The organism is Asticcacaulis solisilvae (assembly GCF_017875235.1).
Taxonomy (GTDB): domain Bacteria; phylum Pseudomonadota; class Alphaproteobacteria; order Caulobacterales; family Caulobacteraceae; genus Asticcacaulis; species Asticcacaulis solisilvae_A.
In genome coordinates, this window is the sequence record NZ_JAGGMI010000008.1 from 62,838 (window position 1) to 88,798 (window position 25,961).

8 protein-coding genes are annotated in these 25,961 nt (G+C 63.8%); 1 reads left to right on the forward strand and 7 read right to left on the reverse strand.

Going from position 1 to position 25,961, the window contains the following annotated elements:
• Positions 1-88 precede the first annotated feature (88 nt).
• The 4 genes from J2X24_RS14315 to J2X24_RS14330 all read right to left on the reverse strand — a co-directional run bounded on the left by J2X24_RS14315 (position 89) and on the right by J2X24_RS14330 (position 17,696).
• Complete coding sequence (locus J2X24_RS14315; protein ID WP_209722961.1) at positions 89-3,889, reverse strand: calcium-binding protein; 3,801 nt, start codon at positions 3,887-3,889, stop codon at positions 89-91.
• A gap of 283 nt (positions 3,890-4,172) precedes the next feature.
• Positions 4,173-9,314, reverse strand: coding sequence for a calcium-binding protein (locus J2X24_RS14320; RefSeq protein WP_209722964.1), 5,142 nt, complete (start codon positions 9,312-9,314; stop codon positions 4,173-4,175).
• Positions 9,315-9,502: 188 nt separating this feature from the next.
• A complete protein-coding gene (locus tag J2X24_RS14325) occupies positions 9,503-14,608 on the reverse strand; it encodes a beta strand repeat-containing protein (protein ID WP_209722966.1) in 5,106 nt (1,701 codons plus the stop codon).
• A 574-nt stretch (positions 14,609-15,182) separates the two neighbouring features.
• Positions 15,183-17,696, reverse strand: a complete 2,514-nt coding sequence (locus J2X24_RS14330) for a calcium-binding protein (protein WP_209722969.1) — start codon at positions 17,694-17,696, stop codon at positions 15,183-15,185.
• A 556-nt stretch (positions 17,697-18,252) separates the two neighbouring features.
• Between J2X24_RS14330 and J2X24_RS14335 the strand changes: the two genes are divergently transcribed.
• The gene (locus J2X24_RS14335) at positions 18,253-22,017 is read left to right on the forward strand and encodes a LamG domain-containing protein (RefSeq protein ID WP_209722973.1); all 3,765 of its coding nucleotides are present in this window, start codon (positions 18,253-18,255) and stop codon (positions 22,015-22,017) included.
• A 212-nt stretch (positions 22,018-22,229) separates the two neighbouring features.
• Here the strand turns inward: J2X24_RS14335 and J2X24_RS14340 are convergent, their stop codons facing one another.
• The 3 genes from J2X24_RS14340 to J2X24_RS14350 form a co-directional block, all read right to left on the reverse strand.
• Entirely contained in the window at positions 22,230-22,490 is a 261-nt protein-coding gene (locus tag J2X24_RS14340; protein ID WP_209722977.1) for a GlsB/YeaQ/YmgE family stress response membrane protein, read from the reverse strand.
• A 162-nt stretch (positions 22,491-22,652) separates the two neighbouring features.
• Positions 22,653-25,331: a calcium-binding protein gene (locus J2X24_RS22790; protein WP_209722980.1), complete on the reverse strand. Its 2,679-nt coding sequence runs from the start codon at positions 25,329-25,331 to the stop codon at positions 22,653-22,655.
• A gap of 172 nt (positions 25,332-25,503) precedes the next feature.
• Positions 25,504-25,902 carry a MerC domain-containing protein gene (locus tag J2X24_RS14350; protein ID WP_209722983.1) on the reverse strand — a complete coding sequence of 133 codons (399 nt, stop codon included), beginning with the start codon at positions 25,900-25,902 and terminating at the stop codon, positions 25,504-25,506.
• Between the last annotated feature and the right edge of the window lie 59 nt (positions 25,903-25,961).

The following is a 25,961-nucleotide window of genomic DNA, read 5'->3' on the forward strand; positions in this document are numbered from 1 at the left end:
CGGATGAGCGCAGCCGGAATATCGCAAGACGACGCGCCACAGCGCTGGACGCGGTGGTGGACGGCGAGACAACCTCTCCCCAAACACCCTAAACGAAGACCAGATCGTCCTTCGTCACCGTCGCCCCGCCATCGAACAGCGCCAGGTTCACCGCCGCGCCGAAGCCGGTGCCGTCGGCATCCCACCACAGCCGCCCGGTCGCCGGATCGAGGACGAACTGCGCCCCAGCCCCCACCGGCGCGCTCCCAACCGTAAACTGCGCCGCCGTCAAAACGTGCCCGGCCGCGAAACCATAATCCGCTCCCGTGAACACCAGCCGGTCCGTACCATGGACAAAGTCCGCCAGCGTATCCGTCCCGTTCACCCCGGCCGCCTCGAACACGAAGTCATCGGCATGGCCGCCACCGGTCAGGCTGTCATTGCCCGCCCCGCCCTTCAGCGTGTCATTGCCATTGCCACCGGCCAGCACATTGGCATTCGCACTGCCGGTCAACACATTGGCCTGGCTGTTGCCGGTGCCGCTGACCGCGCCGCCCGTCAGGGTAAGGTTCTCGACATCGGCCCACAGCACATGATCGATCGCCGAAATGACCAGGTCGGTCCCCTCTCCGGCAACCTCAAGCGCGCGGTCCCCCGTGTGATCGATATAATAGACGTCGTTACCCGCACCGCCCGACATCCGGTCGTTCTCGGCTCCGCCGTCCAGTACATCGTCACCCGCACCGCCCGTCAGCGTATCCCAGCGTGCCCCGCCCAGAAGCGTGTCATTGCCGTTGCCGCCATCCAGCACGTCCGAGTCGATACCGCCGTCCAGGCTGTCATTGCCATCCATGCCGAACATGGTGTCGTGGCTGACCCCGCCCGACAGGGTGTTGTTCCCGGCATTGCCGGTCATGGTGTTGTGCAGCCCGTTGCCCGTCGACGACGTATCGCCTGAGCCGGTCAGCACGACCGCCTCGACATTGGCGCTGAGGTTCCAGCTGATGCTGGCATAGACCGTGTCCGAACCTTCGTTGATGGTGGTGCTTTCATTGACGCGATCGCCGACGTGATCGACATGGTAGACGTCGTCGCCAAGCCCGCCATACATCTGGTCGTTGTCGAGCCCGCCATCGAGCGTGTCATTGCCGTCGCCGCCATAGATCGTATCCCAGCGCGCCCCGCCCAGCAGGCTGTCGTGGCCCTCTTCGCCCCATATCTGATCCGCACCGTCGCCGCCCGAGATCGTGTCGGCCCCGCCATTGCCGACTAACAGGTCCGCCCCGCCATTACCGCTGATGCTGTCATTGCCCAACTGGCCGTAGAAGGTGTCGTTGCCGCCCAGGCCGGTCAGGCTATCGTCGTCATTGCCGCCGGACACGCCCCCATAATAGGAGTTGGTTGCATTGCCGGTGAAGTCGAGCCGCTCGAAGGTATTGAGCGACACAAAGCTTCCGCCCGCGCCGGGATTTTCGAGGTAGCCGGCCAGGAGACCGCCATAGAAGGCCGCTGTCGTCAGGGCACTGGCATCGACGATGGCGACGTCCCGGCCGTCTCCTCCCGACAGGCCGAGATAGCCCCCCGCCACGACGGTGCCGCCGATGGTGTCATTGCCGAAGCCGCCATTGATATACAACATCTCGACATTGCGGACCGTTCCGGCCGCCACCCCGCCGACCGTCGCCGTGTAGGTCACGCCGGCGACGCCGCCATTGACCAGATAAAGATCGCCCAGCCGGTCGACATAGCTGACGGCGCCTATGTCCACACCGGCCCCGCCATCGATGGTGTCATTGCCGACGCCGGCATTGAGCGCGTCATTGCCATCGCCGCCATTCAGGATGTCGTCGCCAGACACGCCTTCGAAGAAATCGTCGCCCGACAACCCCGTCAGGGTGTCATTGCCTGTACCGCCGAACACGGCATGAACCGCGTTGCCGGTGAAGTTCAACGCCTCGAAGCCATTCAGCTTGATGGAGTCGCGGACACCATCACGATAGTAGAAGAGCTCATTATAGCTGAAGAGGCCTCCGTAGAAGGTCACGTCCGTCAGGGTACCGGCATCGATGACCACGGTGTCAAGCCCGTCCCCGCCGCTGACAAAATCCGACAGGCCAGCCTTGATGAGATCGTCGCCATTTTCGCCGTCGAGCGTGTCCGAACCCGCCCCGCCGTCCAGGGTGTCATTGCCATCGCCGCCGTTCAGCAGGTCGTTGCCGGCGTCGCCGTCCAGCGCATCATTGCCCGCCCCGGCCAGCATGGTGTCGTCGCCATCCAGACCGCTCAGCGTGTCATTGTGCATCGACGCGCGCACGATATCCGCGCCCGATGTCCCGGTATAGGGCAGCCCGCTCCTCAGGTCGAAGATGGTGCTCCCGACCTTCAGCGTGGCGGTCTGGTAGTAATGGCCAGGGTCCGCCTCCGCCAGGTAATGGGACGATATCCAGACCTGGTCGTTTCCGGAGCCGTAAAAGATCTTGAGATAATTCTGGTCGGGATAGCCCGGAACGACAAAGTGCTCGAAACGGATATCCGTGGCGGCGACGCCGAGAATTTCAATCACATCCGTATCGGGCGTGCTCGGGTTCGAGACCACATCCACTCCGTCACCGATATCGAAAACGAAGAGGTCATCGCCGTAAACGCCATTATACCAGTCATTTCCGGCTCCGCCATAGATGGTATCGTTGCCGTCGCCGCCTTCGATGGTGTCGTAAATACCTCCGCCGTCGTAGATGACGTCGTTGCCCGCCCCGCCAAAGATCGTATCAAGGTCGCCGTCACCGCCATAAATGGTGTCGGCGCCGTCGCCACCGCGCACGACATCACGCTCGCCGCTGCCGCCGTACAGCGTGTCATTCCCTGCCCCGCCGTCCAGCGTATCGTGCCCGCCCGAACCGGCATCGAGGCTGTCATTGCCGTCACCGCCCGTGAGACTGTCCGACCCGCCGAGGCCGAAAATGGTGTCATCGCCCGCGGCGCCATTCAAGGTGTCATTGCCTTCGGTGCCGGTCAGCAGGTCGTTCGGATCAGCCAGCAGTGCGTTCAGGTCATATTCGACCCCGCCGACAACAAGCACGGACACGCGATCGGCCGGGGCAACGCGAAAAAACGACGGCAGGCCGATCTGGTCGTCGCCGGGCCCATAGCGGATGATCAGGTCGTCGGTGCCCATTCCGTAAAATGAAACATCGGCGAGGGTAAGCGGCCCAGTGATCTCGATCACGTCGCGCTCACCGGTGACGGGTGGCAGATGAACCGTATCGTTGCCGTCCCCGACGGCGAACATGAAGCGGTCGTTGCCGTAATTGCCGACAAAATAGACGTCGGTGCCGGTTCCGCCCCAGATGGTGTCGTCGCCCTGTCCACCATCGAGGAAGTCGTCGCCACCCAGCCCCTTAAGGACATCGCCGTAGACGGTGCCGAAAACAGCGTCGTACCCATTGCCGCCCGTGAAGGTCAATCCGCCAGTCAGGCTGTAGCTGACACCGCCGACGATGAGCGTCGAGACCTTGTAATAGCCGCCATTTCCGGGCGTATCGGCACGGAACTGATCGCGTATGTATACGCTCTCCCCATAGGGACCGTAGGATATTGCCAGTCCAAAATTGCCGTCAGCGGAAAATTTGACATCGGCAATGGTCAGTTCGCCGACCAACTCGATAACATCAACGTCCGTGCTGACCAGTGTCGGCATGATTTCGTCGACACCGCTTTCACCGACCACGAAAACAAACTTGTCATTGCCCGCACCGCCGTCGAGCCTGTCCTCGCGGGCGCCACCGATCAGCGTATCATCGCCGGCATTGCCGTAGAGGTTATCGCATTCGCCCAGGCCATAGATGATATCGTCTCCGGACGTTCCGCCCAGTTCTTCCGCGCCCTCAGTTCCAATGAACGTATCCGCCACAGCAATCCCCCATTGAATTATTTTCCAAGACTACCATAACGTTGTTTTTGCGGCTCCGCATCCCCAAACCGGAGAAAACGCAGCCCGAAAATACAATCACCAGGATATGTGGCAATTATGCCTGACGGACGCTCCCGCAGGTGCCCCCCTATACCTCCCCAGCTTGCTGGGGAGGGGGACCGCACGCGTGAGACATTGCATAAAGCAATGACGAGCGAGATGTGGTGGTGGGGACCTTTGTCCAGCCCCCCGCGAGGGAAGCCCCACCCACTGCTTCCCTCACCTATACGAAGACCAGGTCGTCCTTCGTCACTGTGGCGCCGCCCGAGATCAGGGCCAGCTCGAACGCCGCCCCCGCGCCCGCACCGTCGGCATCCCACCACAGCTTGCCTGCCACGGCGTCCCAGACGAACTGAGCCCCCGCACCTAAGGCCGCCGAACCCGCGGTAAACTCCGCGTTCGTGAGCACATGCCCCGAAGCAAAGCCGTAATCCGCGCCCGTGAACACCAGCCTGTCCAGGCCATGGACGAAGTCGACCACATGGTCATGGCCATTGCCGGAAACACTTGCAAAGACGAAGTCATCCGCGCCGGCGCCGCCGCCGATCACGTCATTACCACTGCCGCCTACCATCGTGTCGATGCCGTTGCCGCCCGACAAACGGTCATGCCCGTCGTCGCCGCGTATCCAGTCATTGCCGTCCCAGCCGTAAAGGCTGTCATTACCGCCCATGCCAGCCAGGATGTTGTTGCCGGCGTTGGCGTTGATGACATTTACCAGACCGTTGCCGGCGCCGTGGATGTTCTCCGTCCCCAGCAAGTACAGGTTCTCGACATTGGCGTCGAGCACATGGTTGAGGAACGCGGCCCTGACCGTGTCGATACCCTCACCGACCGCTTCATAGACGCGGTCGCCTTCATGATCGACATAGTAGCTGTCGTTGCCCGCCCCGCCGGACATCTGGTCATTGTCGATGCCGCCGTCGATCGTGTCGTCGCCGTCGCCGCCCATAAGCGTATCCCAGCGCTCGCCGCCGTTCAGGCTGTCATTGCCCATGCCGCCCAGGATCGAGTCACCGCCCGTCCCGCCGGACAGGCTGTCGTCGCCCGCCTCGCCTTCGAGGGTATCGGACCCTTCACCGCCGTTCAGCGTATCCTGGCCCTCGCCACCGTCCAGGAAGTCATGGCCGCCGCCGGCCAGCACGCGATCGTTGCCGCCTTCGCCCATCAGGACGTTATTGCCGCCCGAACCCACCAGTGTATCATCGCCCGTCGTGCCGACGGCGCTTTCGATACCGAACAGCTTGTCGTCCGACAGGACCCCGCCGGTCGTGCGGTCGTGATGGATGCCCCACCCCCGCGTCAGGTCGACCCACACCTTGTAGCTGTCGCCGAGATAGTAGGCCGTGTCGAGACCCGTGCCGCCCTTCAGCACGTTATTGCCGTCTCCGCCCGACAGCAGGTCGTTGCCCTCCCAGCCTTCCAGGCTGTCATTGCCCTCGAAGCCATGCAGGCTGTCCCAACCCGTAGCGCCATTAAGCGTGTCACTACCGGCGCGGCCATATTGCGTGTCGTCGCCGACGCCGCCCGCTATAAAGTCGTCGCCCGCCCCGCCATCATAGAGGTTTCCAGCGCTGGACCCGGCGACCAGGGTGTCGCTGCCCTCGCCGCCTTCGAGCGTGCCGATGCCGACGACGCTGTCATTGCCGTCGCCGCCGCCGATCCAGCCCGTGCCCCAAACCGTATCGTCACCGATACCGCCATCCAGCGTGCCACGCCCGGCGATCGTATCATTGCCGCCTTCGCCGTACAGGTGGTCGCTGACGCCCGAACCAAGGATATTGTCGTCGCCTTCTCCGCCCCAGGCATCCAGGTCGACAATGGCATACTCCGCCGTGATGACGTCATTGCCGTCGCCGCCGTAGACTTCCGGACGCACGCCTGGACTGGCGCTATAGAGGGTGATCACGTCATTGTCCGCCCCGCCATCGATGACCTTGCCAAGGCCGTAGATCTTGTCATGGCCGGCGCCGCCATAGACGTAGGAATTCGTGCCGTGGGAGAAGATCCGGTCGTTGCCATTGCCGCCCGTGAGCGTGTCCGCCTCTGCGTTTTCACTGCCTGCGGGCTGATCGCCCGACAGGGTGTCGTTGCCGTCGCCGCCGTCGATCGAGTCGTCACCCGTGAAGCCCGCAAGCGTGTCATTACCGTCGCCGCCGAAGACCGTGTCGTTGTCGTCCTGGCCGTCGATCAGGTCATTGCCGCCCTCGCCATAGATCTGGTCGGCGCCGAAGCCGCCCCAGATCGTGTCGATGTCGCCGGCGCCATGCAGCGTGTCGTTGCCGCCCAGGCCTTCGATCGAGTCGCGGTAATCCGTGCCGGTCAGGCTGTCAGCGTCACCGGTGCCCGTGAAGAGCGCGCCCGCTTCCAGGTCGGCCAGGGCCACGTCCTGATCGGCAAAGCGGACGGTTTCGACGTTCGAGACGATGAGGTCCTGCCAATTGAATGACGTGCCGCCATAGATCCGTGTCTGTCCGCCGCCCAGGTCCACGGCGAAATAGTTCGCGCGCGGCTCCAGCAGGACCACGATGTCCTGGCCGTCACCGCCGTCGATCGTATTGTCGCCCCGGCCCGACAGGGTGTCGTCGCCGTCGCCGCCGTTGAGCTGCGAAGCGGCCACGCCGAACAGCGTGTCGTTGCCGATGCCGCCTTCCAGCGTGGAATGGTCGCCGACCAGGCTGTCATTGCCCTCACCGCCTTCAAGCGTGGCGGACCAGCCGAGCGTGGCAATCGTGTCATCGCCGTCGCCGCCCACGATACCGCGGTCGCCGATCGTGCCGTAGATCCAGTCGTTGCCGGCACCGCCATCCAGTGTGGACGTGGCGGCCACACCCGGTGCACTGGCGTCGATGGTGTCGTTGCCGTCACCGCCCCGGGCATCGAAACCGCCTGTGCCGATCAAAGTCAGACGGTCGTCGCCGTCGCCGCCGGCAAGCGTGCCCTGGCCGATGAGGGTGTCGTCGCCAATACCGCCGTCCAGCAGGTTCGCTCCCAGTTCGTCCTCGATGAAGTCGTTCCCGGCCAGCCCTTCCAGCGTGTCGCCCGCGCCGAAACCGCGCATCCAGTCGCCGAGCGTCGTCCCCGTCAGCGATTCCGCGCCGTCCGTACCCGAAATGGCGTCGCCCAGGCCGTCATGGCTCAGCGCGATATCGACGCCATTGACGCGCAGGATTTCGACGCCCGAAAGGATCGTCGGCCTGGCCCCGCCCGAAACCGCGAAGCCGCCACCCAGATTGTAGACGCCGGGATTGGTGATGGGAATGCTGACCGTGACCAGGTCGTTGCCCAGGCCGCCATCGATCGTCGACCCGTTGAGCATGGTGATCACCACGTCGTTGTCGTCGCCGCCGTTGATCACCGTCAGACCGCCGTCATTGATGGTATCGTCACCGGCCCCGCCGTGCGCCTGGCCGCCGTTGCCTATCGTCAGAAGGTCATTGCCCGCCCCGCCGCTGAGCGTCGACAGCGCTCCCGTCGCCTCGATCGTGTCAGCGCCGTCACCGCCCTCTATGACCGCCACCCCGCCTGTCAGGCTGTCGTCGCCGTCGCCGCCCAGCATGGTGTTGACGAAGCCGGAATTGCCGACCGCCCTGATCGAGTCATTGCCCTCGCCGCCGTCGGCCCAGACCTTTACGTCCCAGGAAGCCTGCACATAGTCGTCGCCAAGACCGCCGATCAGGGTCGAGGTCGCCGAACCGGCCGCCTTGCGCGCATAGATTTGGTCATTGCCATCGCCGCCGTCGAGATATCCGGCGCCTTCCAACAGGTCATTGTCCGCGCCGCCCTCGATGAACGACGCCCCATCGCCGCCTTCCAGATAGTCGTTGCCGGCCCCGCCGAGCAGGCTGTCCTCGCCGATATAGCCGTCGAGCCAGTCATTGCCGTCCCCGCCGACCAGGGTGTCATTGCCCTCGACGCCATAGAGCGTGTCATTGCCGCCCTCGCCGTCGAGATAGTCGTTGGCCTCGGTGCCGACCATCAGGTTGTCGCCCATCGCCGTATCGACCCACGGATCGTAGCCGGACATATTCTCCGAGGTGACCGTCTCGGCCACGGTATCGACCAGCACCGCCAGGGTCGTCCAGCCCATGGCCGAACCGATACTGCCGTCCAGGTCCGTCTGCAGCCAGGTATCGTCGCCGTTCTGGGCCAGCCGGAGATGACCGGTCGCGAACGGATTGCCGCCAGCAAAATTGCTGAACAGGTTAAGAAGGTTGCTGAAATAGAAGCCGTCGCCACCCGTGCCGGCGGCGAAGTCGGTGATCACCAGGTCCGCGCCCGGCGCCGATATCAGGTAGTAGTCCGAGCCGGCGTCGCCGGTGAGGATATGGGTGCTGTGGCTGGCGGTAATCGCGAAGATGTCGTCGCCCGCGCCGCCGTCATAGAGGCTGGTCCCCTGGCCCGCGACATCGATCCAGTCGTTGCCGTCGCCGCCATAGAGCCCGTTTTCGCCATACGGGTCACGGAGAAAGTCGTTGCCCTCCCCGCCGTCGAGCAGGTCGTTGCCCAGGAAGCCGCTCAGGGTGTCGTTGCCGCCCTGGCCGAACAGGCTGTCATTACCGCCATCGCCGCTCAGGTCATTGCCGCCATCGTGGCCGGTGATCGTATCGTCGCCGAATGTGCCGGTCGCATTCGGCGCCTCCGCGGTGGCGTTCAGCGTCTCGCCCGCCACGGCCGAACCGTCGAAGGTGATGCCGCGGAAGTTCCACGCCGTCAGGTTTTCCACATTGATGTTTTCGAGCGTCAGCACCCATTCGAAACCGTGCGCGCCGCCGGCCGCGCCGTCCAGGTCGACCTCGACCACGCCGGCGTCACCGTTCTGCGTCACCCGGACATGGCCGCTCAGGAACGGATTGCCGCCGTAGTTGCTGATATCCAGCAACACGTCGGAAAGATCGACGACATCCCCGCCATTGCCGGCGACGAAATCCTCCACGAACGCACCGATCGCGCCGTCGGGCGGCGTTGCGACAAGGAAGGTGTCGGAGCCGGCTCCGCCACGCAGCGTGCCGGTGGCGCCCAGGAGGTTATAGGCCTGGATAAGATCGTTGCCGTCGCCACCATCGATCACATGACCCGCACCGCCGATATTATAGTTGAAGGCCCTCAGGTCGTCATTGCCCGCGCCGCCCAGCAGGGTCTGGCTGCCGCCCACGGCCTGGACCCAGTCGTCACCCGCCCCGCCATCGATGATATTCTTCCCGAGCCACTCATAGATTATGTCGTTGCCGTCACCGCCCTCTATGCTGTCGTCGCCGTCGACGCCGGTAAGGGTGTCGTTGCCGCCCAACCCAAGGATCGTGTCGTCCTCACCCATCTGATAAATGCTGTCGCCGTCTTCGGTACCCGTGATGACAATACCCATGAGGAATCTCCCCCTTGAAAAAGCGGTGAATCGAAAAAATAGGAATGCACGGAGTTACAATAGGCGCAGACTAGTCTTCTCGCGTGACAGGTGCAATCGCGCGGGATGCAATGCCGGTAATGTGATCAAAAAAAGCAGGCCACCGGGATGACCGGCGGCCTTTATACTTTATGGCGGTATCTTTTTACTTAGACAAAATATAGATCATCCTTGGTCACGATCGCGCCGCCCGAGATCAGCGCCAGCTCGAACGCCGCCCCAGCGCCGTCGCCATCCGCGTCCCACCACAGTTTGCCGGCCACGCTGTCCCAGACGAACTGCGCCGCCCCACCCACCGCCGCGCCGCCTTCGGTGAACTCGGCGTTCGTCAGCGCGTGACCCGCCGCGAAGCCGTAATCCGCGCCGGCGAACACCAGCCGGTCGATGCCGTGGACAAAGTCCACCACATGGTCGTGGCCATTTTCAGCAATGCTTGCAAAGACGAAGTCATCCGCCCCCGCGCCGCCGCCCAGCACATCATTGCCGCTGCCGCCGGTGAGCGTATCTACGCCATTGCCACCGGACAAACGGTCGTGATCCGCGCCGCCTTCCAGGCCGTCATTGCCGTCCCAGCCATACAGACTGTCATTGCCAAGCCCACCCGACAACAGGTTGTTTCCGCTCGTGCCTTCGATCCGGTTGCTGAGCCCGTTGCCCGTCCCGGCCACGGCTTCGCCCGCCAGCAGCAGGGTCTCGACATCGGCCGTCAGCGCGAAATCGACGCTGCCGCGCACCGTGTCATTGCCTTCACCATAGTTTTCATAGACCCGGTCGCCGGCATGATCGACGACATAGAGATCGTTGCCCGTACCGCCATACAGCCTATCCGCGTCGCCGCCGCCATCGAGGCTATCGTCGCCATCACCGCCCCTCAGCGTATCCCAGCGCGCGCCGCCGTCCAGAGTGTCATTGTAGTCGCCGCCGTCCAGAAGGTCGGAGCCACCGCCGCCGGACAGGTAGTCCCACAGGCTACCACCTTCCAGCGTATCGTCCCCCCCCATGCCGTACAGCGAGTCATAGCCGTTGCCGCTGACGATCCGGTTGCCAAGCCCGTTGCCGGTCCCCGTCCTGCCGCCATAACCGACGAGCGTCAGGTTTTCGACATCGGCCGTCAGCGCATAATTGATTGAGGCAATAACCGTGTCGTTGCCTTCGCCGTAATATTCGCGAACGACGTCATTGGCATAATCGACATAATACAGGTCGTCGCCCGTCCCACCCCACATGGTGTCACTTTCATAACTGCCCGTCAGCGTGTCATTGCCCACGCCGCCCTTCAGGACGTCGTTCTTCCCGCCGCCGAACAGCCAGTCATTCCCTGCGCCACCGTCAATACTGTCGGTGCCGGACCACGAGCCCCTGAGGCTGTCGTTGCCGTCACCGCCGGAGAGCGTTGTGGCCGTGGAACTGTCGGCCAACAGGGTGTCGTTGCCACCTTCGCCATACAGCGCGGCCTCGCCTGCCCCGGCATAGATCAGATCGGCGCCCTCGCCGCCCCAGGCATCGTACCGGGGCCAACTGCTGTTCGGCGAGATCGTGTCATTGCCGTCGCCGCCGTAGATTTTCGTGCGCGTGTCATCGACGTTGAAAATGACGCCAATATAGTCATTGCCGGCACCGCCGTCGATGCTGACGCCACCGGCATAGATGGAGTCATCGCCGTCGCCGCCGGAAACCACATCGCCCGAGCCGTTGCCAGAAATGTAGTCATGGCCGTCACCGCCGATCAGCGTGTCGGCGTCAGTATTGCGCTGACCCGGGTTTTCACCCAACCCACGCAGGATATCGTTGTGCGCCCCGCCATCGATGCTGTCGCTGCCCGCGCCGCCCCACAGCGTATCGAGGCCGACGCCGCCCAGCAGGGTATCCGATCCGCCATTGACCGAGTCCGGCCCGTAGCTGCCGTAACCGTTGTCGCCCCAGACCAGGTCATCGCCGCTCGAGGCCGTCAGGCTGTCATCGCCCATTCCGCCCAGCAGGGTGTCATTGCCGCCGGCGCCGTCAATCGTATCGTGGCCGTCCTGCCCGCTGATCGAGTCGGTATAGCCCAGGCCCGTCAGGACATCGTTGCCGGCGGTCCCGGTTAAAACCTTGCCGATACCGAGCTCCGCCCAGGTCCGCGTGCCATCGGCAAAGCGGAAAGCGTCCATCCCCGCCAGGGTCACCGTGCCGTACAGATCGCCACCAGTAATAATCACTTTGTCGGCCGCAGGTCCCTGGATGATGCTGTATTCCCCGCGCGACCGGTTGAAGGCGGCCGTATCGACGCCGTCATTGCCGTAGAACAGCCCGCCCGGGCCACCGCTCGCCAGGATCGTATCATCGCCCGCCCCGCCAAACATGGTGCCGGAACCGATCAGGCTGTCATTGCCTTCGTCGCCGAAGACGAGTGCCCCATAGCCCGTGACCGTATCGTCGCCCAGGCCGCCATAGACCGTCTCGCCGCCCAGGATCGAGTCGTTGCCATCACCCCCGAACAGGGTCGTCTTGCCGTCGCCGGACAGGTCGGTCAGCGTATCGTTGCCCTCACCGCCGTCCAGGCTGGAAATATCGCCGCCAAACCAGCCGCTGAAGGTCAACGTGTCGTCACCAATGCCGCCGAGCACTACCCCGGCGCCGGAGAGATTGTCATTGCCCTCGCCACCGTCCAGTGTCGCCAGCCCGTAGCCGCTCATCGCGTCATCGCCGTTGCCGCCATTCACAGTGCCGCCACCGGCAAGGGTGTCGTTGCCCTCGCCGCCGTCAATGCTGCCCTTGCCTTCGTAGTCCGACAGCTTGTCGTTGCCCAGACCGCCGATCAGCGTGTCCAGCCCCGCGCCGCCCGACAACTGGTCGTCGCCATCCAGACCCGAGAGCAGGTCATCGCCGGCCTCCCCCAGCAGCCAGTCGCCCAGGGCCGTCCCCGTCAGCATGTCGGCGCCCGCCGTCCCGAGGCGGTATTCGCCCAGGGTGTCGAGGTCGATGATCTGGACAACGCCCTTGTACATGAAGGTTTCGATGCTTGAGAAGGCCACCCGGCCGTTCAGCATCAGGCCGTCGTCCGTCTTGTGCAGCACCAGTTGCGTCGAATAGTCAGGCGCATAATTCAGCGTGTCATTGCCCAGCCCGCCATCGATCGTGCCCAGGCTCAGTTCGTCGATCAGGATATAATCGTCGCCCGCATCGCCATCGGCACGGCTTGCCGGTGCGCCGTACCACGCCAGCCCCATGTCGATCGTGTCGTTGCCGTCGCCACCCGACGCCGCACCTTCGGCGATCGCCAACTGGTCTTCACCGACGCCGCCCTGAAGCGTGACGCGAAAGCCGGTCAGGGTGTCATTGCCCTCGCCGCCTTCCACCGTCGGCTGGTAGCCCTCGTAAAGGCTTCCCCAGGCGGTGATCCTGTCATTGCCGGCGCCGCCATCGAGCAGAACCGAGTATCCGTAGCCATCCTCCAGGCTGTCATCGCCTTCACCGCCCAAAAGCGTGTGCGGCCCCGGGTCGCTGTAATAGCTTCCGGTGATCGTGTCGCTGCCGCTGCCACCGTCCAGCAATCCCCCGCCGCTTAGGCTGTCATTACCATTGCCGCCCATCACAGTGGCGGCGGCGTAGGAGGAGTGGATATTGTCGTTGCCTTCACCGCCGTCGAGCGAGACGCCTCCGCTCAGCGTATCGTCACCGTCACCGCCGATCAGCGTCGCCGCAGCCGCACTGGCCCACAGCCGGTCATTGTCCTCGCCGCCATCCAGCGTGCCATTGCCTTCGAGCACGTCGCTGCCCGCGTCGCCATAGAGCGCGTCGACGCCCGCACCACCAACCAGGCTGTCATCGCCATCGTTGCCGTGCAGCGTGTCGTCGCCCTCCAGGCCCAGCAAAGTGTCATTGCCGCCCAGGCCATCCAGTGTGTTGGCGTCCACCGTGCCTGTAAGACTGTCATTCCTATCCGAGCCTCTGGTCGGATCGGGACTATAGCCGCCGAGATTATGTGCGGTCAGCGATGCCAGCGACGTCCCCTTAAGTGTCATCACCGTGGAGTAATCGCCGCCAAAACCGACACGCATCATCAGGGCCGTATCGCCGCCGGTTTCGATCAGTTTCATGAAGCCCGTGCCGAACGGGCTGCCGTCGCCCCACCACCACCCCGAGCCATTGAGCAAAGCATCGATATCGATGACGTCGCCGCCGTCGCCGGCCGCGAAATCGGTCACCACCACAGTCCCCACAACATAGTCGAGGCTATAGAGATCGCTTCCCGCGCCACCGGTCAGCCACGCCTCGCTGCCTTCCACGACCACGCCCATGAAGAGGTCGGCGCCGTCGCCGCCGTCAAATTCGCTGACGCCCTGGCCGCCAACCGTCAGGACGTCGTCACCTGCGCCACCCCTCAACGTATTGTTGCCGAAGACGTCGGACAGGGTGTCGTTGCCTTCGCCGCCATCCGTGACGTCCGACCCCAGCCGACCCGACAGATCGTCGTCACCCGCGCCACCGTCGATGCTGTCGTCGCCGCCTTCGCCATTGATCCAGTCATCGCCGTCGCCACCGGTGATGGTGTCGTCACCCTGCGAGCCGACAAGGGTTTCCGCTTCGTCCCCGCCGGCGATCACATCACCGGGAGTCGGCGATCCGTCCGGGCTGAAGCCGACAAAGGCATGGCCGTCCAGGGTCGTCGCATCGACATCCTTCAGGATCATCAGGTCAACGAAATCGTACACGGTGCCTGCGCCGTCAGAGTCGATCTGCACATGCGTGTCGGCGCCGTCCTGCACCAGCCGGAAATGCCCCGACACGAACGGATTTCCACCGTCATAATTCTGCAGATAAGGCAGCATAAGCGAGATGTCGGCCGTGTCGCCCTCATCGGTATTGAAGTCCGTCACCGTACCGCCCCACACGAAACGGTCCGCGCCGGCGCCGCCCGTGACCAGGGCCGACAGCGGGCCGTTGACATAAATTATGTCGTCGCCGTCACCGCCATCCACGCGCGTCGGCGTCGTCAGGCTATAGGTGTTCACCGAAATATCGTCATTGCCTTCGCCGCCGGTGATCGTCGCAATGCCGCCGTCGGAGATCGAAATCGTGTCGTCTCCGCTGCCTCCGTCCATGAGGTTCAGGCCAAAGCGGTCCCGCAGCGTATCGTCACCCTCGCCGCCCCTCAGCGTGTCATTGCCCTGGCTGCCCCTCAGGGTATCGTTACCGCCCAGGCCGGAAACGCTGTCCGCTTCAACGCCATCAAAAATGTAGTCGTCGTCCGCCGTGCCGGTATACGTCGCCATAGGCAGGTCCCCCGAAGTCATCGCGTGAAAAATCGTAACGCAGGAAATAATCTATGGTTAACACAGTCATATGACACCACAAGCCCGCAATCATGGAGGGAGCGAACTTTGTCACGCTTTGCGCGCGTCGCAACCAAAGCGCCCGGCACAGGGCCCGTCGCGTTTGATGACGTAGCCCCGCGGAGAAAAGCCGCCTTCCGCTTGAGACCCGAAGACGAAGTCCATCCTGCGGACCGCAAGGAGGTATCGCGGAGACGAAGGGGGTCACCGCCACGATACCTCCCCGGCAAGTCATCGCAAGCGATGCACTCACACCCCTGCCGCCTGCAAGGACAGGGGAACTGAAGTTTACGCTACGGAATACCTACTGGATCACCCGGCGGATCCAGGGCGATGGCGCCACCCTTTCGCCCCGAAATGCGTGCACACGGATACTGCCACGCGTTCAAGACAATAACGTGATATTTCAATCGTCACGATCTAGACTTGCAATGCATCCACAGAAAATGCGCCTGGCGACCGGCCAGGCGCATTCTGTTTGATATGTCAGTGCGGCGCAGGACCTGCCTTCGTCTTACGACCCGAAGATGAAGTGGTGCGTGTCGACGTGGTCCACGCCCTTGAGCAGGACGCTGTCCAGGCCGTACTTCAGCAGGGTTCCCTCATCCGTATCGAAGATACCGATGTCGGCCAGCTTCAGCCCGGTCGCGCGGAAATCGATGAAGTCCTGGCCTTCGAAGCCGGAGATCACGTCCTTGCCGTCGCCCTTGGCGAAGACGAAGGTGTCGATCCCCGCCCCGCCGCTCATGATGTCGTCGCCGATACCGCCGATCAGCACGTCGTTGCCGTCGTCGCCCATCAGGTTGTCCTTGCCGTCCTGGCCGTACAGGGTGTCGTTGTCGGCGCGGCCGTAAAGCGTATCGTTGCCGAGGCCGCCGAACAGCGCGTCATTGCCCTGGAGACCGTAGATCCGGTCCGCCCCGTTGCCGCCGCGGATGACGTCGGCGCCTTCGGTGGCCTTGATCTCGCCGGCCGTGCTAACGGTCGGAGCCGAGGTTTGCGTCTGGGCGGCGACGGCGCCGATGATGTCGTCCTTGGTGAGGCCGGTGAAGTTCTTGACCGTGATGCTGTCGCCATCGGCGAAGCTGATGACGGTATCCTTGCCGACGACCTTGATGGTCATGTCGTTGTAGGAGACCTTCAGCTTGCTGATGTCGATCTTGTCGGTATTACCCGAGGACCGGCTGAAGTCGGTGATGATGTCCTTGCCGAAGCCCTTGGCGTCGAAGACGAAGGTGTCGTTGCCGCCGCCGCCGCTCAGCACGTCATCGCCCTTGCCGCCGTTCAGCACGTCGTCGCCGCCCGAAGAGGCGCTCGAGGTCGCGCCATCGCCGTACAGGCTGTCGTTGCCGTCGTCGCCGTACAGCATGTCGCGGCCGCCCTTGGCGCCGTTCGTCAACGATTGCGCGTCACCGTAGATGACGTCATTGCCGTTGCCGCCCCACAGGTAGTCCTTGCCGCCCCCGGCGCCGGCCATCGCGCCGCCGTCGCCGTAAAGGGTGTCAGCGCCTTCGCCGCCGGTGATATTGTCGTTGCCGCCGGTGACGCCGGCCGTCAGCGAGGCCAGGTCGCCATAGAGACGGTCGCTGCCCGCCGCGCCGGCCATCGTGTCGGCATTGACGCCGCCATAGACGATGTCATTGCCGTCGCCGCCGTCCAGCACGTCCTCGTGGCGCCCGCCGTCGAGGGTGTCGGCGCCCGCGCCGCCGTTGAGGGCGTCCTTGCCGTTCTTGCCGTTGAGGACATCGCCGCCGGTGCCGCCGTTCAGCGTATTGTTGCCGTCGCTGCCGTCCAGCGTGACGCCCTTGACGGGCTCTGCAGGCTTGGGTTCGGCAGGCTTGGGTTCGGCGGGCTTGGGCTCAACCGGCGTCACCGGACCGGTGACCACGTCTGTCACAAAGCCTATCAGCTTCGACGACGAAGACTTCAGGATATCAGCGGCGTCGGCCTGATTGGTCAGGATGTTGCTGACGCTCAGCTCGGCGCCGGTGTTCTTGAGATCGAACAGCAGGGCCTTGCCCGATTTATCCGTGAATTCAGAATCTTTCACCGAAACCTTCGCATTGGCCGCCAGCCAGATGTTCGAAGGCAGGGTCGAGCTGCCGCCGTGATAGACCGGATCGATCCCCGACACGTTCTCGAGCACCGTATCGGTCGCCCAGAAGCGGAAGTTGCGGGTGTTGCCTTCGGCCACGGCGTTGATCAGCGTGGTGTCCGTCGACTTCAGGTCGTAGCCGGCGTCGGTATTGTTGTAGGCATAGGTGTTGATGAAGACCAGGTCGTGGACGCCCTCTTCGGCCGCGAAGCCGTCGCCGTTCCAGTACTTGTTCACCGTGTCGGTGATATTGCCCATCTGCGTGTCCTTGACGACGACGGCATGGACCGTGCCGTCGAGCTGTACGCCGGTGGCGAAGTTCGATCCGTCGATGTGCTGGCTGTCGCCCGACACGCCTTCGATCAGCACATTGTTCGTGTCATAGCGCAGCGAGACCACGGCCTTGGCGAAGCCGGTGACGTCGACGTCCTTGATGGTCAGGCCCGACACCGTGGCGTCGGTCGCCGAGCCGCTCGCCAGGTTATAGACGAAGCGGTTGATATTGTCGGCGGTCATGTGTTCGAGCGAAATGCCCTCGAGCTTGCCGGCCAGGCGGAAGGCGGTGTTCACGTCCTGGAAGTTCATGTTTTCGAACGTCAGGTGGCTGGCGCCGTCCAGCAGCTTGAACACTTCCTGGCCCTGGACGGAATGGGGCGTATAGGTCTCGGCGCGGCTGGACACAAAGGTCGCGTTCATGTCGGCGCCCGACGACGAAACGCCCTTGATGATGATGTTGCCGGCGTCCGTTCCGCCGTGAGTCAGATTGATTGCCTTGTTGATCTGGTAGTCGCCCTTGTCGGCGATGATCAGGACACGGTCACCGGCCTGAGCCTTGCCGAGGATGGCGTCCAACTGGCTGAGGCTGGTGGCATTGTTGATGCCGATGCCGCTCTTCGAATTATGGCCGGTCGGGGAGATATAGTAGTCAACCATTACGCTTTACTCACACTACTGGAACTGACACACGCGACGATTGCGAATGACGCGTCAAAACACCGCACATCGACTTTTACGTGCCCAAAGTTATCCGAAGGTAAATTTCCACCTCAGGAAAATAAAAAATCCATAAGCAAGCAAAATAAGTTATTCAAGAACATGGTTTACTCAAATTTACTATACTTTATGTCATTGTTTTACATGGACAACCAATACATGGTTTACCAGCATTTACTTTAATTAGCGAAATCTTCCTTATAAAAAACTTATCGGTCGGGAGTCCTATTGGCCGATTTTGGCGAAAATGTTTCCACCTTATGACCATTGCGTGGCCATCCCCGGCAAGGCTGGTCCAGAGTAAAATCTGCGATCCTCCGCCGTTGCGCGTACGCGGACCCCGCCCACCGGGCCCTTCTGGCGGTGCCAACCTCACCATCAGGGTTTCCGTCCCGTCATGACCGAACTTGCCAAGTTTCGCTCGAAAATGATCGACAAACCCGCCAAGCCATGGTGAGACAGTACGGACCCATCCTGTTCGCACGAGAGAAACGACATGGCGAAACGCGGCATCCTGGCGGTACTGGCACTTTATGCGCTCGCCCCGGCCGCATACGCCGATGACGGCCTGCTGTTTTCGCTGTCCGGCGATACCGGCCTGACGGCGGAGACCGCCTCCGGCCCCGCGGCCCCGCTGTTCGCCGCAGGCGCCAGGGCCATCCCCGACGGCGCCAGGGGCCCCGGGCTCGGTCTCAATGACACCCTGACCCTGGCGTGGCAGGCCCCGGGCAATATTCACGCCCAGCGCGGCACGCTCGCCTTCATGTTCCGCCCGCGCGAGCCCCTGGGCCGGGAGCCCTTCCCCGTGTTCCGCGTCGGCAGCGCCGACGGCACCAGCTGGGATATGACCTGGCTCCGCATCGACTGGAACGGTCACGGCTTCGACGCCTTCGTCACCGACACCAATCTCAGCCGCACGCGCGTGTCCTTCAAAATGGACCGCGTGCCAGCAAAGGACGCATGGGTGCATATCGCCTTCGCCTGGGACGAAGCCACGGGTGTGCGGCTGTGGATCGACGGCAAACCCGCCGCCCGCAAGGATCAAACGGCCGTCTACGACACCGGCCTCTATGGCTTCGGACCGTTCCAGCGTATCCTGTCGCCCTACCAGGTCCATTCCATGTACAATTTCCGCCGCTCGGGCGACATGGACGAACTGCGCATCTACGACCGGATGCTGGAGGACGCAGGCATAGCCGCCCTGGCGCGCGGGGAAACGCCCGCCCTGCCCGCCGCCCCCACCGATCTCACGCCCCAGTGGCGCAGACGCTTCGGCTTCGACGGTGTGGCGCCGGCCTATCTTACCGCGTCCGTCACCCGCATCCGCAAGGTCGAATTCACCGATACCCGCGACATGAAGGCCCGGATGTTCAGAGGCGCCGACGGCATACGTGAAACGACCTGGCCCGGCGTCTATAACCGCTCGCGCCTGCCCGGCCGCCACGACTATTTCGAGCTGCCCGACTGGAACGTCTACTCTGAAGGCGGCAGGGCTTACGACCTGACCCTGCCCGACGAGCCGTGGAACCGCATCGAGCTGACCGGCGCTGCCCACGGCAAGCTTACCGCCGGCGGCGCGACCGTCTTTACCCGTCCGAAAGGCGCAGAACGCACATCGACAAACCTGCCCGAGCACCGCGGCGGGCGCCTACGCTTCGAAAACACCGTGCAGGAAACGCCGATCCAGGAGATCGCGGCCTATTATGTCACGCCAGGCGAGGTCCCGCCGGGCATGGCCACCCTAAGCTACACGGTCGACGCCTCCGCCGATCCGGCGCTTTACCCGGCGCTCGACACCTTGCGCGGCTTTATCGATGGCCGCGTGGTCGCGGGCGAGCGCAATGTCGCCGTGGCCTTGCCCAGGGGCGCGGCCCGCAAGCCCGCCAAGCCAGCCCCCAAGCCCGCCTCTGGCCAGCCCATCGTCCATATCCTGGTCCCCGGCGATTTCCGCGACATCCGCCCGGGCGAAGCGCCGACGCGCTTTTCCTACGGCTGGCAGAACATGGCGGCCGGGCTCGACGGCATCGCGATCGACCTGCCGGCCATGAAGGCCAGCGCCACCCACGGCGATCTCCTGCCGCTCAATATCCGCGTCCGCGACCCCAACTGGCCCGAACGCGACCTGCTCGACATCAATGTCTCGGTCAAGCCCGGTGAAGCCCGCACCCTGTGGCTCGACACGCGCGACCGCATCCTGCCGCCCACAGCCAGCCTGATGATCTCGATCGCGGCGGCGGGCGGCGGCTTCGACGCGCAGGCGATCAACGGCGCGCAGGTCCGCCTCGTCTTCAAACCCGAAGCCGAAGCCAAACCCGAACACGTCGCCGACCGCCTCGAACAGGCGCGCGACAACCTGGCTTTTTTCGTCGAAGAACAGCCCAATATCCGCGCCTATCCGTTATGGACGCGCTTCGAACGCGACATTTCCGACGTGCTGCGGGTCGATCCCGGCAATGAAACGGCCCGCGCCTACTGGGTCGAGAAGAACCCCGAACAGCCCTACGGTCCGTTCACCCACCCCAAGCCCCCCGAAGGCGTACCGCTGTGGGCCTGGCGGCAGGTCGAGGACCTGAAGCTCTACAAGCGCTTCATCGACTGGTGGATCGATAACCGCCAGGTCGAAAACGGCGAGTTCGGCGGCGGCCTGAGCGACGACACCGACCTGACCAATGCCTGGGTCGGGCTGGCCGTCATGGGCGTCGATCCTGACCGCTATATCGCCTCGCAGCGCAAGATGCTCGACGCCACCTACACCAACGGCATGTGGAGCGGGGGCCTGAGCCGCATCGCCACCGACGAACTGCATTCCTATGAGGAAGGCATCAATGCGGTCGCCCAAAGCCTGCAGATGGACTGGGGCAATCCGACGGCCATCGAACGCGCCATGGCCACGGCGCGCGAATATCCGCGCCTGTTCGAAACCAACCCGGCCGGCCACCGCCACCAGGTCAGCGCGTATTTCTCTGGCACCCACATCGCCCGCGAAGGCCATCTCGGCTGGCAAAGGCCGTTCGGCCTGCTTCTGACCCACCCCGGCCTGCTGCTGGTCGACTATAATGGCGCGCCGGAGACCAAAAAACTGCTGCTGGAGGTGGCCGACGGCTGGCTGGCGCATGGAAGGGACGACAAGGGCAACTGGACCTTCCCGTCCGACATCGAATGGGCGACCGACAAGGCGACCGGCAACGGCGTACAAAGCGGCGCGCATCTCTTCTGGGCGGCCTGGAGCTGGACCGGTGACAGCAAATACCTGCGTCCGTTCGACGCCGACCTACGGCGCGGGGCCTTAAGCAGCCTGTCGCAGATTAATGCCGACCTGCTGGCGCGCGCGCCTGGCGGTCCCGAACTGGCCGCCCGCGTCGTCTCGGGGGAGATCGGCGGACGCGGCGGCGCCGTCGACCGCAATCTCGGCGGCATAGGCGATGCGGAATTCGCCCAGTTCGTCCGCTGGCAAAAGACCGGCGACAAGACTGTGCTCGAAACCCTCTACGGCCGCGAAATCGAGACCACGACGCGCCGCATGCCCGTCCTGACCGAGGCGCACCTGTGGTCGGACCGGGTCAGCGTCCCGACCGAACTGCTGCAAAGGACGCGGCTGGGCGGCGTCGCCCACCGCCGCAACGCCTACTTTCCCGGCCACCTGGTCAGCTGGCGCTTCGCCGGCGGCAAGGCCGAGGATGTCGCCATCCTGATCCCCGAAGGCAACCCCGAACGCTTCCGCGTCATCGCCTACAACCTGTCGGACGAGGCCGTCACCGCCGAAATGATCGGCGCACAGCTCCTGACCGGGACATGGCGCATCGACGGTGGCGTCGACGCCAATGGCGACGATGTCCCCGACGCCGTCTTCAAACGCACCGCGCCGCTGGAACGGGGCACCGGAATAAGCCTCAGCCTGCCGCCACGTCAGACCATGGTCTATGATTTCGAACGCATCACGCCGGGCACCGATCCCGCCACCCGTCCCGACATCGGCATCGCCGCCGAAGACCTGCGCCGGAGCGGCCGCAGCCTGTCGATCCGCGTCCATTCGCTGGGCGCCCAGCCGACACCCACAGGCACCGCCATCATCACCGACGCCACAGGCCGCGAAATCGCGCGGCAGCGCATCACGCCCCTGCCCGCGCCCGCCGATCTTCTCCCCAAAACCGCGACCGTGAGCGTGCGCCTGCCGGCAGGCGTGACATCGGGCCAGGTCCGGCTGGAGCTCGACGGCGCGGTCGCCGAAGTCACTGCTGTTAACAACCAGGCCCGTTGGTGAGGTCCACCCCGCCCGATAATACCGCCGGGCCATAGGCTCCGCATTGCAGCCTTATGCCAACCGGCGGAGAATAGCCACGCGTTCCATAACGCTCCATCGCTGGCGGTCCGGGCTTCGCCGTGACGGCGCCCCGGGCCGCCGGCTAATCACCTCTTATGCAAAAAATAAGCGCCCATTTCGGGCGCTTATTTTTGATCGTCGATGTATGCGCTCTATACGCTTCGGCGACGAAGCATGCGTCCCAGGGCAATCAGCAGACAGGCGCCCAGGAAGCCAGCGATCAGGTATCCAACAACGCCGCCCAGGGCAATACCCATCATGGACAGCAGCAGGTTCGCAAGGATCGCGCCCACGACACCCATGACAATATTCATCAGAAGCCCTTGGTTCGACTTCATGACCTGTTCGGCGAGCCAACCCGCGACCGCGCCTACCAGAATGGCCAACAGCCATCCAACTTGTGTTTCCGGCATTTCTCACTCCTCGGATTCTTGCCACAGCGGCAATGCATGTACGAGCTTAAGCCGATGATCGTATTGTTTTAATTCCATTGAACGGGCCGTTCGTAAACACCCGGCAAAAGGGATGCCGCCGGCGTGTCACCGGCAACATCCGGCCCTGTCGGTATGCGGACCCTATAATGTGAAGTACAGGTCGTCGGCCGTGAGCGTTACGCCGCCGGAAATCAGGGCCAGGGCGATCGCCGCGCCCGCGCCGTCGCCGTCCTCATCCCAGTAAAGCGTCTGCGCCGTGCTGTCCCAAACGAACTGCGTAGACGACCCGACCGCCGCCGTGCCGGTTGTGAACTCCGACGCCGTCAGAACGTGGCCGGGCCGGAAGCCGTAGGCGGGCCCGTTAAAGACAAGCAGGTCGAGGCCGTGCTGGAAATCGACGATGTGGTCGATGCCGTCGACGCCGGCCTCGCCGAATATGAACAGGTCGAGGCCCACGCCGCCACCCAGCACGTCATTGCCCGCGCCGCCCGTCAGCCTGTCGGCCCCCACGCCGCCGGACAGCCTGTCGTGGCCCTGGCCGCCGTCCAGCGTATCATTGCCCTCCCAGCCGTTCACGCTGTCATTCCCAAGTCCGCCTGACAGCGCGTTGCTGCCGGAATTGCCGTGGAGGACATTGTCCAGTCCGTTGCCTGTGCCCGAAAGCGCCGCCGTGCCGGTCAGGTACAGGATCTCGACATCGGGCGTCAGGGCAAAACTGATGCTGCTTTTGACCGTGTCGGTGCCTTCGCCGAAAAGCTCATAGACGCGATCGCCGACATGATCGACGACGTAGGTGTCGTTGCCGCTGCCGCCCCACATCCGGTCGTTCTCAAGCCCGCCGTCCAGGCTGTCGTCGCCCGCCCCGCCGATCAGCGTGTCCCAGCGCGCCCCGGCGACAATGGTGTCGTTGCCCGAGCCGCTGTCGATGGTGTCCGAGCCGTCACCGCCCGAAATCCAGTCATTGCCGCTGTCGCCGAACACCGTGTCTTCGCCATCGCCGCCATAGACCGTGTCATTGCCCGCCCCGGCCAGGATCGTATCGTTGCCGAAGCCGCCGCCGATCTCGTCATTGCCGGCATCGCCGCCCAGGGCATTGGCGCCATTGTCGCCCAGCAGAGTGTCGTTGCCCGTCGTGCCCGACGCGCCTTCGATGCTGGATATCGTATCGCGCGCCAGCTCGGCGCCGGTGATGCGGTCGTACTGGATCGCCGTCTGATGCACCAGGTCGACAAACACCTTACCATTAATATCGCCATAAAATATCCGGTCGGAGCCATCGCCACCGTCCAGAATGTTCGCGCCCGCGCCGCCCCAAAGGCTGTCATTGCCATTGCCACCGCTTAAACTGTCGTTGTCGGCCCCGCCCTTCAGCACGTCAAAGCCTTCGCCGCCGGTAAGCGTATCGGCGCCCGCGCCGCCATCCAGCGCATCGGAACCGACGCCGCCGGTCAGCACGTCCAGCCCGTCGCCGCCGGAAAGCGAACTGTTGTAGGTGAGCGTCGCGGTCAGGGTGTCGTCACCGGCGCCGCCGTTCAGCGTGCCGCTGCCAGTGATGGTGTCGTTGCCGCCGTCGCCGGCCAGGGTGTCATTCGTGCCCCACCCGATGATTGTATCGTCGCCTTCGCCGCCCGACACATTCAACGTCTGTGCGCCAAACGTCGCCGTGATCCGGTCATTGCCGTCGCCGCCCAGCACGGTGCTGGCCTGGGCGTAGATCAGGTCGTCGCCCGCGCCGCCGTCCATCAGCATGGCGGGACCGGACAACTGGTCCTTGCCGGCGCCGCCATAGAGCATGGTGTTCCCGCCCGCGCTCCACAGAAAGTCGTCGCCGTCACCGCCGATAAGCGTGTCCGCGGCGCTGGTGCCAGTATATGTGCCGTCGCCATACAGGGTGTCGTTGCCGATGCCGCCGTCCAGGCTGTCGGCCCCGGCGCCGCCGCTTAAAGAATCATTGCCGTCGCCACCGGCCATCACATCGGCGCCGTTGCCGCCTGAGATGATGTCCTTGCCGCCGAGCCCGGCCAGGGTGTCGTTGCCGTCCAGTCCGCTGATCGAATCCGAAAAGCCCGTGCCGGTCAGGCTGTCGGGGCCAGACGTGCCGGTGATGATGCTGCCGGCGCCCAGATCCGCGACCGCGACGTCGCCGTCGGAGAAACGCACGGTTTCGATGGTCATCGCCCGGACCGTCAGCCCGGTATCGCGCGTAAACTTCATGAAGCTGCCGTCCATGGTGACGGTGTAACGGCTGAAGTCGCCGTCCAGTACCAGCAGGTCGTCGTCGGCACCGCCCGTCACGACCGCGAGGTGGTCGGCGACCAGGGTGTCATTGCCGGCGCCGCCATTGATCGTGTCGTTGCCGGTCAGGCTGTCATTGCCTTCGCCGCCTTCGATCGTGATCTGGGCTGTATTGCCGTAATACTCATCATCATAGCCGAACAGGGTGATCACATCATCGCCCCCGCCGCCCTCCAGTTTGGCGCCGACCGGCAGAGAGGGGTTCAGGCTGCTGGTGACGGTATCATTGCCTTCGCCGCCGATGACATAATAGCCCGCCTGCGAGCCTTTCAGGTCGAACAGGTCATGGCCGTCACCGCCGATCAGCGAGCCGGCGCCGGTCAGGGTGTCGTTACCGATGCCGCCATCCAGCACATTGACATAGAAGGACGCGTCGCTCAGCTGGTCATCACCCGCGCCGCCATACAGCATATCCTTGCCATTGCCGCCCTGCAGGGTGTCGTTGCCGTCCAGGCCCTGGATAGTGTCGTCGCCATCGCTGCCTGTCAGACTGTCTGGGCCATTCGTGCCGGTGAAAAGCGCCATGAAGCATCCTTCCTCGAAAAAATAGGTCGATTGAAAAAATGGATTATTTTACAGGAACTAAGCGAGCATAAGGCGTTCGCGCCATATCAGGCCGCCTTGGGCCGGTCTAGAAATACCGGCCGGCCTCTCAGCGGGCAACTCACAGTTTCGCTATAACCTGCGCATATGCCGGTCAGGTTTTCGCGCGTCGCGAATTATGTGCCAGTCTCGCATTCCTGAAGTGCGTGAACGCCAGAAGAAGCGCGCCCGCGACACTCACCGGCACTTCATGGGCTTCGAGCGGCGGATAGAAGGCCGCGGCCGCCAGCAACGCCAGGCCCAGGACCATCGGCACACCAATGTCCGGACGCCGCCACAAGCCCGACCGGCCCACCGCCCACAGGCTTACCGGCGCGGCCGCGCTGATCAGCACCTGGTGGACCCAGTGTTCATCCGAGAATGCTCCAAGCATCGGCAGAGCGACAATGAACGCCGGCAGCAGGAGACAATGCGCCACGCACAGGCCGGACAGGCCAATGGCCAGCACATCGAAAAAGCGGCTCGACCTTGATGAAGCGGACACTGGGCGCATGGAGACTTCCTTATCTGAATTGACGCACGAAATGTTATATTATAACGTTACATTCCATA